The sequence below is a fragment of the Paenibacillus glycanilyticus genome (genome assembly GCF_030161375.1).
Lineage (GTDB): Bacteria > Bacillota > Bacilli > Paenibacillales > Paenibacillaceae > Pristimantibacillus > Pristimantibacillus glycanilyticus_B.
This window is the reverse complement of sequence record NZ_BSSQ01000011.1, coordinates 281,291-292,256: the sequence shown is the minus strand read 5'-3', so window position 1 is coordinate 292,256 and position 10,966 is coordinate 281,291. Positions and strand designations below refer to the sequence as shown.

The 10,966-nt window shown below is 45.1% G+C and carries 7 protein-coding genes; 1 reads left to right on the top strand and 6 read right to left on the bottom strand.

What is annotated here, in order from left to right:
• Nucleotides 1–282: 282 nt before the first annotated feature.
• From QQK89_RS13905 to QQK89_RS13880, 6 genes are all read right to left on the bottom strand, one after another.
• Complete coding sequence (locus QQK89_RS13905) at nt 283–2,265, bottom strand: alpha-amylase family protein (RefSeq protein ID WP_284239161.1); 1,983 nt, start codon at nt 2,263–2,265, stop codon at nt 283–285.
• Nucleotides 2,266–2,321: 56 nt separating this feature from the next.
• Nucleotides 2,322–3,221 (bottom strand): carbohydrate ABC transporter permease, encoded by a 900-nt coding sequence (locus tag QQK89_RS13900; protein ID WP_284239160.1) that lies wholly within the window; start codon nt 3,219–3,221, stop codon nt 2,322–2,324.
• Between the two features lie 39 nt (nt 3,222–3,260).
• Nucleotides 3,261–4,208, bottom strand: coding sequence for an ABC transporter permease (locus tag QQK89_RS13895; RefSeq protein ID WP_284239206.1), 948 nt, complete (start codon nt 4,206–4,208; stop codon nt 3,261–3,263).
• Nucleotides 4,209–4,288: 80 nt separating this feature from the next.
• Nucleotides 4,289–5,980: an extracellular solute-binding protein gene (locus tag QQK89_RS13890; RefSeq protein WP_284239159.1), complete on the bottom strand. Its 1,692-nt coding sequence runs from the start codon at nt 5,978–5,980 to the stop codon at nt 4,289–4,291.
• A 222-nt stretch (nt 5,981–6,202) separates the two neighbouring features.
• Nucleotides 6,203–8,278 carry a helix-turn-helix domain-containing protein gene (locus QQK89_RS13885; protein ID WP_284239158.1) on the bottom strand — a complete coding sequence of 692 codons (2,076 nt, stop codon included), beginning with the start codon at nt 8,276–8,278 and terminating at the stop codon, nt 6,203–6,205.
• 435 nt (nt 8,279–8,713) lie between these two features.
• Nucleotides 8,714–10,372, bottom strand: coding sequence for a TniQ family protein (locus QQK89_RS13880; RefSeq protein WP_284239205.1), 1,659 nt, complete (start codon nt 10,370–10,372; stop codon nt 8,714–8,716).
• Between the two features lie 150 nt (nt 10,373–10,522).
• Between QQK89_RS13880 and QQK89_RS13875 the strand changes: the two genes are divergently transcribed.
• A complete protein-coding gene (locus QQK89_RS13875) occupies nt 10,523–10,855 on the top strand; it encodes a helix-turn-helix domain-containing protein (protein WP_284239157.1) in 333 nt (110 codons plus the stop codon).
• Nucleotides 10,856–10,966: the final 111 nt, after the last annotated feature.

Below are 10,966 nucleotides of genomic sequence, written 5' to 3'. Positions count from 1 at the left end.
TTACCTTTACAATTATTGCAATTAAAAACGGCAGTTGACTATGAAGTTAGTCAACTGCCGTCGTATACATTGAACTATGATACCGCGTTCTATAAGAATACTAGCTATTTTACTTGCCTCTTTCCCTATTCACCTAAAGTTTATTTACGACATATAATAATCATAAAACCTGTTCTCCCAATTACCCGCGAAAAGTTACGCGGGTTTTTCTTGTTTTTATTTGATATGTTTTTTAATATAGGTGCTCTGTAAGCCATTCCATCAATTCTCGTGAGCGCTCATTTAATTCTGGAGAACCAGCATCGCATGACCCTCCATCATAGTTACACGCGTATGGGCGTAACCATCGCGATATTCAAAAGGCAACTCCATCTCCGTTGGTGCCAGAAATACCCTCGAAGGCGCTTGATCCAATTTGACTGCAATCGGCATATCGACTAGCGGGAACGGATCCTCCACTATATCGAGACCGTCTGCCCGCCGTTCCGGTATAAAGCTCAGCAGATGAACGACCGTGGTTTCTGCCGTACGAATGACCGTAGTTTCAAGCTTTGTCGGACCTTCATCGCGAATGATCGGCTCCGGTAAAAGCTGCGAGATGCAATTACCAAGCAGAATTCGATAATTGGGCGAAGCATGCTTACCATAAGCTTCCAGAATCGGTACGGAGAATGTGATCACCTTGCCATTTTTAACGACCGCCGAATAGTCTGAGATTCGTGCCTCAGGCGTATACTCATGTCCGCTAAACTGGTTATACTCCCGTTGGAAATATGGCTCTCCTATTGCCACAAGACTCATAGCGCCTGTCTTCGGTTTCATCCGGAAGCCAGGTTCGTACATGACATAGCCGTAGTCTGCCAAGCCCTGCGATACCTCGCCTAAAGCATGCAGGAATGTGTGTGAATACGGGGAGGGTCCCTCAACCGTTATGCCCTGTTCTTCAAGCACTGGTTGCCTGTTAGTATCAATTGCGGCTGGGCCGCTCAGTATTAATGCGCCTCCGCCAGCCACATAAGCTTGCAGCTTGGATTTCAATTCTTCCGTGACAGGCGTCGACTCCGGAATAACGACCAATTCGTAATCCTTCAATTCCGTTTCAGGCGGTACGATATCAAATTGCTGCCGCAGCTGCTGAAACGCGCGTACGACGCCTAGCCCGGATGGACCCGGATTGTCGCCGAGCTCGGGATTGACGATGACAGCGATTTGGCTTACTAATACCCCGCCATCCACATACGGTTCGCAAGCCTCAACATGCCTGTAAACGTTACCAATTAAATCGTAAACAGCCTCGCTCGGCACACCGTTGGGATACAAAAGGTCTCCTACCCCATTCGTCATGCCTTGGCTTAAAATCTGGCAACATTCGTATTTCAAAGCCATCTCCGGCTTCAAGGAGCTGTTGTCCCCCCAGCTCTTGAAAAAGCGCCCCGTATGGCTAAGCGTGGGCAAACCCTGCGGCCGCACAAACCTCGATACATAAGGAAAATAAGCATATCCCCAACCGCCAGTGGGCAGCGCTTCGATCTCGACATGCCTGAGAAACTTCTTCTCCACATGCAGGTTTGTCTTCGGACGGCTGTTAAACCATATGCCTGCTGGACGATGCTTGCGCTGTGCTTCTTCGACCATATTTCGATAGCGGGCCATATACTGGTGGGCTACTTCTCGTGCATAAAGTTGCCTGTCAACTTCCTTTCTCGGATCATAACCTTTCTTCAGCATGCCTTCAATCGCCCACTTTGATGAGCTCGGCTGATCCCAGGTCATATCCATGAAAATGCCGTCAACCGGTGCAAAGCGCTGCAGTACTTCTGCTAGAATATCCGCCAAATAATCCTGATAAGGACTCGACATATCCATGATCTGCCAACCAGCCTTATACGCGGAGTTTCCCCATTTCACCTGCTGCAATTCCGGCGTGAGCGCGATCCAATCCGGATGCTCGTTGGCGGCATATTCATTGCATTGGACGCTGATATAAATCGGAGCGCGAATGCCAACCTTATGCAACGCATCAATTTGCTGCTCCAATAAGCCGAAGTCCGCTTCCAACCCGGGATGACGCGCTTCATGCGGCGTATTGTAATAAAGATGGCCGTGATGGCACATCGCGAACACGGTTACGCTGTCTACATGTGCTTCCTTGAAAGTCCGTGCGAAAGCCTCAGGATCAAAATCCTTGCCGACATTCGGTATCCATGGACCGGTGTGAAAATCCAAATGAATCGTTCGTTTAGGAAAATCCAGTTTCTCATTCATTGCAACAATACACATCCCTTTTCACTAATTTGGTACATTTCATTGCTAAATACCGTTTATCCTTTAATGGAACCAATCATGGCACCTTGCACGAAGTATTTTTGCGCAAACGGGTAAAGCAGGAGCATTGGCACACTTGTTATGACAATCAGCGCATACTTCAGTAGGTTCTTCATGTCCTCAAATTTCAAGAGAAGTTCAGGCGACAACGTCATGGAGGTCATCTCCACGTTGTTCAAGATCAGAATCTTTCGCAAAATGAGCTGCAGCGGGAACAGATCGGGATTATTCAGAAAAATCATGGCGTTGAAATAGGAATTCCATTGCCCTACAGCCGCCCATAGGACAAGAACCGCTAGGATAGGCTTGGACAACGGGAGCGCAATTATCCCAAGAAAACGGAAATCATTGCAGCCATCAACCTGGGCAGAATCGTAAAGCTCCCCGGGTATACCGTTCTGAAAGAATGTCTTTGCCACTAACACGGAGAATATATTCAGCCCGCCGGGAATAAGCAGCGACCAAATTGTATTAATCATATGAAGGTCTCTCACTACCAAATAAAATGGGATTAGTCCCCCGTTAAATATCATCGCGAAGAGAAGCGCGTACATCCAGATTCCCTTGCCCGGCAGATTGGGCCTCGACAGCGGAAATGCCATCAGAACCGTTAGCGAAACGGTAATCAAGACAGCTAGTACGGTGTAAAATACCGAATTCAGAAAACCTTTTAAGATTTCCGGATAATTGTAAATTGCTTCATAACCATTTAACGTTGGATTCACCGGCCATAGCCAGACTTTCCCTCCGATGACGGCACTCGACGAACTGAACGACGAACTTATAACAAATATAAGCGGATACGCTACGGAAATCAGAATTAATATCAGCATGAGGTAGATAAACAGCAGGAAAATCCGATCGGGCAGCGATTCGCGAATGATTGCTTTTTGCATGTAAAGGTATCCTCCTTCAAACCGGCCGTAGCCTCATGCTTAAAATAAGCTGGCATTGGATATCTTCCTTGCCACTGTGTTGACGATCAGAATCAAGATCAGTCCCACTACAGAATTGAACAATCCAACCGCTACACCGAAGCTGTAATTCGTATCGATAAGCCCAACTTTGTATACATACGTGGAGATGATTTCAGATGAGCTAATGTTTAACATATTTTGCATGAGGAATACTTTCTCAAAGCCGACGCTCAGAACTCCGCCAACGCCTAAGATGAGTAAGACCGTAAACGTGGGAATCAAAGAAGGCAGATCGATATGATAGATTTTACGTATACGAGTAGCCCCGTCTATTTTCGCCGCTTCGTATAACTCCGGGTTCACGCCCGACAAGGCAGCCAGGTAAATGACCGCAGCATAACCGGTTTCCTGCCAGACGCCTGACCATACGTATACGGACGGGAATGCCCCCGGACTGCCGAGCATATCGTACGGATTCTTAATGTCCAGTGCATGGCCGAACTGTCCGAAAAGCCCCGTGCTGGGATTCAGAATAATTTGGAGAATGCCTACCATAACCACTGTCGATATAAAATAAGGTGCGTATGTGGCCAATTGCACGAGCTTCTTGAACCTAACATGCTTGACCTCATTTATCGCGATGGCCAGTATTATAGCGCACGGAATACCGACTCCCAAACTATACAGACTGATACGCAGTGTGTTCTTGAGAATCGGCCAGAAATAAGGAGAATTGAGAAACTGGTTGAATTGATCAAAGCCTACCCAAGGACTGTGCCAAATTCCATCTATCGGATTGAAATTTCTGAACGCAATTTGCGCTCCGAGCATAGGCAAGTAATTGAACAGGACAAGAAATGACGTCGGAATGACAAGAAGCACATAGAGCTGCCAATTCATCGCGATCTTCCGACCGAGCGTTCGCCCTTTTCTATGATATCGTTGCGGTCTCTCAGAAGCTTCCACCAACGTAAGTCCTCCCTTACTACGAGAATGAAAAGGCGGGGAGAGCGCGAAGCGCTATGCCGCCGCCACAAGAAGAAGCTTTATTTCAAGGCTTCGAGCGCCGCTACCGCTTGCGGATCTGGAGCAAACGGGCTTGTATCAAATGGCTTACCCATATACTGCTGCGAAAGTTTAAGATATTCGTCGAGACCGAGCTTATTCAACCCTTTCTTGTATTCATCCCAGGACTTATCGATGGACTTGGAGCCTACAATAAATTGAGCCATCCACTCATTGACGTACTTATTTATATTGGTTCTGAGCATGGAATACTTCTGATTCTCTTCCTCTGAGATCCATATAGCACCCGGATAGACCTGCGCCGGCTGTTTGCCGGTATAGTTCTTGAGCGTCTCCAGATGGAGCATGGTTTCCTGACCTTCCGGTATGTCAGCCGACGTTGCCGCCTGTCCGTTTCGCCATGTGGCCGATTGGAAGATGGGTCCCATCTGGTTCCATCCTTCGTTTTGCTTGGCTCCGTTTGCATAGAAAGCGCCGAAGTCCGTTTGAAACAGCGCCGCTTGACCGTTTAAGCCAACCTGACCAGCATCAGACTTCTTCCAGTACTTCCCTTCCAGGCCGAAGTCTAGCGTTTGCGTTCCTTCCGGCGTATAGATGTAATCCAGCAACTTGGCAAGAGCAATCTTCTGCTCTTCCGTTGCTTTATTGGTGACAACGAAGGTCGCTCCACCCGGACCATTACCATAAAAGGCGGCATATTGGACGCCGCTTGGCCCTTTAAGCGGAGGAACGGTCTTCCAATATTTATAATCCGGGTTGGCCGTCCCCTGCGGTAGAATGAAGAAGCTTCCCCCCGTCGAGAATGCCGCCACTTTCTTCTGTTGCAGCTCCTTATTGAGATCATCCCATTTTTGCGTGTATGCGGCATGATCAATTAATCCCTTGGTGTATAGTCCGTTAATGTAGGACAAGCCGGCTTTCCATTCATCCGTTACCGGCGCGAAAGACAACTGCCCGTCGTTTACGTTAAAATAGGTGCTTCGGTCGTCGTAGACGAACGCATTCATCAGAAACGTCGTCGGGTCCGGATAATTGCCGTCAATCGCTCCAGTCAGTGGAACGTAGCCATTCTCCTTGAAGGCTTGCAGGACATTCTCGAACTCCTCGGTCGTCGTCGGCATTTTTAGGCCCAACTCATCTAAGTATTTTGTATTAATCCAGAATTTTGACATCCAATAACAGTGATAACACCAGTTGTAGTTGGGAACCCCGTATATGTTTCCGTCTGGCGCAATTGATGCTTCCTTTAATCCTGGCGCTTCCTCGAGTGCGTTCTTGAAATTAGGCGCATACTTGTCGATGTAGTCATTCAACGGAACGACAAGCCCCTGTTTGGAATACTTCAGAATATCTGATGGGCTGAAGTTTCCGTTCCAGATCACTTCCGGATAATCCCCACTAGCTAGCATAAGGTTCTGCTTGGTGACCATGTCGGCGCCTGTTGTGATATTCCAATTAATTTTTAATCCGAATTTCTCTTCGACCAGTTTAGTAAACGAATTCGTTTTCAGATCAACGATGTCTCCTGAAGGAGCTGCCAGGAACGTAATTTTCTGGACAGCCGCTTTGGTCTCGCTGTTACCGTCTGTACCGGAATTTGTTGTTGAAGGAGTCCCGTTGTCCGTACTGTTCGCATTAGAGCAAGCGTTGATCAACAAAACTAGAATAGCAAGAACGCTAACAAGCACCCACTTCTTCGTTATTGCCTTCAATACATGACCCCCTTGGATAGAATCTTCTGTCGCTCGGACGGCCGTTACCGATGACGTTCTCAATGTAAAGCAATCTCACCGAGCTCACAACAAATACGTTTCGGGATGGCAAACTAAATTCAACAGGCGCATAAGGACAGCATTGTTGCTAATGAATCTACTGCACAACAAACATCTTTCGTCATGGGCACTGTTTTCTATGAGAGTGAGGGGGCCGAATATTCACAATCTTTTCTGCTGTCGGTACTCGCCTGGCGTCAAGCCTGTCACCTTTTTAAATGTCCTTCGGAACGAGATGGAATTCGTATACCCCGACAACTCCGCAATATCCTGTATCGGTTTATCTGTCTTCACTAGTAGCTCGCAGGCGTTATCTACCCGCAATCCGATCACGAAATCCATAAAATTGATACCAAATTCATCCTTAAACATTTTGCTGATATATTTCCCATTCAAATTGAAATGACTGCTGAGCAAATCGAGCGACATAGCGGGATCCTCGAAATGCTCCATGACGTAACTTCGTATTTGATCCAGCTGGATTCGGTGGAGGCGGGAATCCCGCATCTTCTCCAGTTGGTTGTAAATTAAATTCATCATTAAAGCAATTAAATCTTGCGCCTCATCTACCGTCTCCGCTTCCTCCAACTGGAAGCCGCTCCGAATATCCGACCATGCGCTTTGGTAACCTTCCGATAACATGCTCATTTCTTGATCGAGCTGAATGAAAAAATAGTGAATAATCCACTTCAGGGAATGATGATCGACAAAGTGGCGTCTGATTTCCACAAACAATGCTTGAAGCTTCTCTTCCCCTTCTTTACGAGTTCCGCGGAGCGATGCGGCCACTGCCTTGGTTAGAGTATAATAGAGGCTAAGTGGTGCGGCATTTGAGAACTCAATTCCCTCCCCTTCGAGCACCCGGTTAATGCCCATTGCTGTTTTGCTGGACAGCGCTCTTGTTGCAGCTTCAAGGCTGCGCGGGATCCCATCTGCTTGAATCACCTCGAGGCCCACACCAATCGTAACTGTGAAACTCAAATGTTGCTGGACCCAATCCACGATACCGCAATATTCCCCAAAAGCGTCCTCGTCTTGCTTGCTTGCAGAGGCAATTACGCATGTCAACTGACGATGATCCGTCCATTCCGCCCAATTTACCCGATCATGTTGTTGAAGTGTTTCCTGCACCATACTCCGCAGCACATATTTCAATAACTCCTGATCGCGCTGGGAGTATTCTTTAGCAAATTTGGCAGCGTGGTCAATTTCAATCACAATTACTTTAAACCTGCTATCAAAGGAAACTGCGTTCAGAGAATTCAACTCGCTCATCCAGTTACTTGGAACGAATTCGCTGCCAGACAGCATATCGAGAAAAAAGCGCAGCTTCTTCGACTGCTTGTCCGCTTTCACAAGTTCTTGACTTTGGAGCGACTTATCGATTAACGTGTGCATCGCATTCTCGATGAATTTGATCTCATTCGTATTTCTCGCTATTCGAATGGTTTCATTACGCATGAAATCATCAATCATGGACGTAATCGCCTTTACTGGCCTATAGTTGCGATAAGTCATATAGATCATGCCCGCAATGCCAGCCAACGCGACGATCACCATGACGAGAATCCATAACATCGGTATCGTATTGTAGACAAACGGCGCGTTACTATCCATCCATTGAATGTTGTATACCCAACCCGTATAATTCGATGTCGCTTCCGAAAGAGTAGATTTGGCGCTTCCGATTCGCCCTTCTCCAACAATTGATTGGCCATCTTTATCCTGGATAGAAACATAGGGATAATTAGTTCCAACCAATTCCTCCACTATGTTATTGACAGTAGGGAGCGTAATATTAATGATGAGCAAGCCTGCATCTCCCGAGAACGGATTACCTTTTCGAATGAGAGAAATCACCCATTTCCCGCCCGCTCCTTCGACGGATTCCACATGGCGAACGGAAGACCATCCCGATGCAAATGGTACGTTCTTTTGCTGTTCGATAAAAGCATGATCGGGGTGATCCATAACGTCCGTAATGATATCCTCACCTACGACAGTATTGTCGGAATATCGGACAGTATAAAGCGAATCGATTAGCGGGTATGTATTCTTGATATCCTGTAGTCTTGTCATGACCTCGTAGTTGATTAGCTCATTCTCTGCATTGTCGGATGAGTAAAATTTCATAATCGCGTTATTTACGATCAATTCGTTGCTTGTCTGTCGAAAAATCGACTTCAGATCATTGTCTATCGTCTGCATAATGCTTTGGTTGATGTATTGACTTACCATTCGGACCTCTTTCTGATTTCGCTGTGAAAACGTTTGCAAAAAGGAGGTAAATATCAGTGCTAGAACAATAATGAAAAGAGGAAGATATGAAAAGAGAAGCTGAAAGAACCACTTATGCGTTCTTTTTCCTTGCCGATTGTTAGCTGCAACTGCGAATTTCATTCATTATCTTCCCTTCTTCTTTTGTGGACGATGAACGTCTCCATGCACCAACCAATATTTCAAGCCATCACTGCCTAGTATTGTACTATACAAACTGAATTCGTTTGAATAAAACCGGAACAAACATTTTTCTTCATGCATGCATATTTCCATGCTTGCGCAAAGAAAGCTTGCCCCGCGCGGAACCGAAGCAATACAAAAAAATGACTCCTTCAGGAGTCATTGTGAAAACCTCTATATTATAATTAACGCAAAACAAAGGTCTTCCTTTCTTCATTCACTCTTCAACTGTCCCCTTGCCTGTGACAACCTTTCCTTCAAGTTATTTATGGCATCGTAATAGGCCTCGAGCACAGCAGCATCTGGATGCTGCTGATTCTCAATACTTGAAGCAACCTCCAAGCCCTGAGCATCAAACAATACAATATGATCAGGATTCTCTGGGAAGTACCCAACGGGACACTGCCACTCCCCAAACTTCTCTGCATGCTCGAACCATTGATACTTAATCATCGCCGGATTTGAATACGCTTTGCCATTATGAATTAAACCCTTCGCTGTGATTGTCGCCATCCCCATGTGAACATGATCATTACGCATTACGCTCACCTCATATAATTTTATTGTTGGAGTCATTCGAAACAATTGCAGACAATAATTCACTTCCTGCTCACTGAATGTAGCTTCCATTATTGTCGCTAACTGATCAGTCTTCTCTGGCTGCAGAAAACCGCTGACGATAAAACTGATGATATTTACAAGACTGAACCCTCTAATTGGATACTTCCTGAGCATATCCCTTATCGTAATCCTACCTTGCGGGTTTTCCGATCTTCTACCAGTGCAGGCTGTCAAAAGCTGTTTGATTTCCTTCTGACTCACTTGCTGCTGATTAACTTTTTGAATAATACCCACTCTTATTAACGCATTTATATAGCGATAACTAATGCCTAATATTGTCGCGGCATTTTGTTTTGAAATATAACTATCTGCAAGATGTTTTGTTACTTTCACAGTTGTTCGTGTAGTCTTATCCCAAAAATTAAAATAAGCTTCTTTCACCTCGGGAAATAGATTCGTCCGAAATAACTGTTCAAACTCCCCTTTTTCAACGTATCGCTCAGGCGCACTTCGTCGACTATAGAACCCTTCTAATACGGTAATGAAGTTCCTCGGAAAGTTATCATACATCCAGATGACATTACAGTATTGCGTTGACACTCTCTGTTCTGCAGCGGCATTATCATCCGCGTCTTCTGTTAGACTTCCCGCTCCACGCATAAGAAAGAGGCTTCGATGAACAAGGGTCATGAACTCCTGTAGCTTATAGTTTCTTCCCTCGGGAGTTAATCTAAATGCATCATTTTCAGCAATAATTTCATTTAACCGAATCTTACGCTCGGTTGTAGCTCTATCGAATCTCTTATTTACACTACCCTCATTTAGAGGAGCACCGCATTTTCTACATTCTTCTTTATACAGGTCCCTTAAGTTAATTCGCCAGCCGCACTGGGTACAAGTACTAGTCAATTCAATATGATGCAGAGAACACATATCTACTGGACGATAGGACCACATCCTGTTCAACAAAAATGTCTTGTTCAGACATATTGAACAAAACTGTGCCGTTTCACGATAGGTTAACTTGCTCAAGCTATCTGCACCTATTTCTTGCAGCAAACGGTTAAACGTCAAAGAATTTAGCTCAGATACTGACCGTCTTGTCATTCGGCTAATGCCATCAAGGCTTTCTTCTGTGAAGGTGTTTCGGATTAGATAAAACCAAGTAAATGCTTCCGCAGTATTCTTGTACGTATTAAATAAATCACATGCACTTTCGTAGCCGTTCTCTTTCCCTAATCGAAATAAATAACTAGTTAGACTCTCGACCGGTATGATGGAAGGCCTGATGAGATACATCTCTTTCATCACCTCTATCAAATGATTTGGCTTCTGCCATACTAGTAGTATTACCAAATCTATCAAATTGAAACTTATAGATTTCAATTTTTATTTTGAAAGTTATATAGGTGTGTTTATTCATTTCCGCATTGACTACACTTTTCCCAAGAGGTGTAGGATATGACTTCAATTTTAAAGTTAGTTGGGGCTAAGATTCGTGATCTTCGCAGGCAAAAAGGCTGGTCTCAAGAGCTGCTTGGCGAAAAGGCCGGCGTTAAGTTTTCGTATATTGGAAGTGTCGAACGTGGTGAGCAGAACATCACCTTGCTCAACCTTGAGAAAATAGCAGAGGCATTAGAGGTAAAGGTACATCATTTCTTCTCTTACTCGAGGGAAATCAAAGGAATAGACATAAGCAAAGAATCGACCATTCATGAGCTGCTTGAAATGATGCTGAGAATGGATCAGTCTGATTTAAAGAAGATACGGAACATTATTAAAGAGTTTAATTAAAAAATGGAGCTTTTGATAGGCTCCATTTTTTTACTGTTTTATGTTTATAGTTTTTACTAACTGAGGTTACCGTTGCTTCCTCTTTGCTTTCTCAGCAATTGCTTTTCTAAT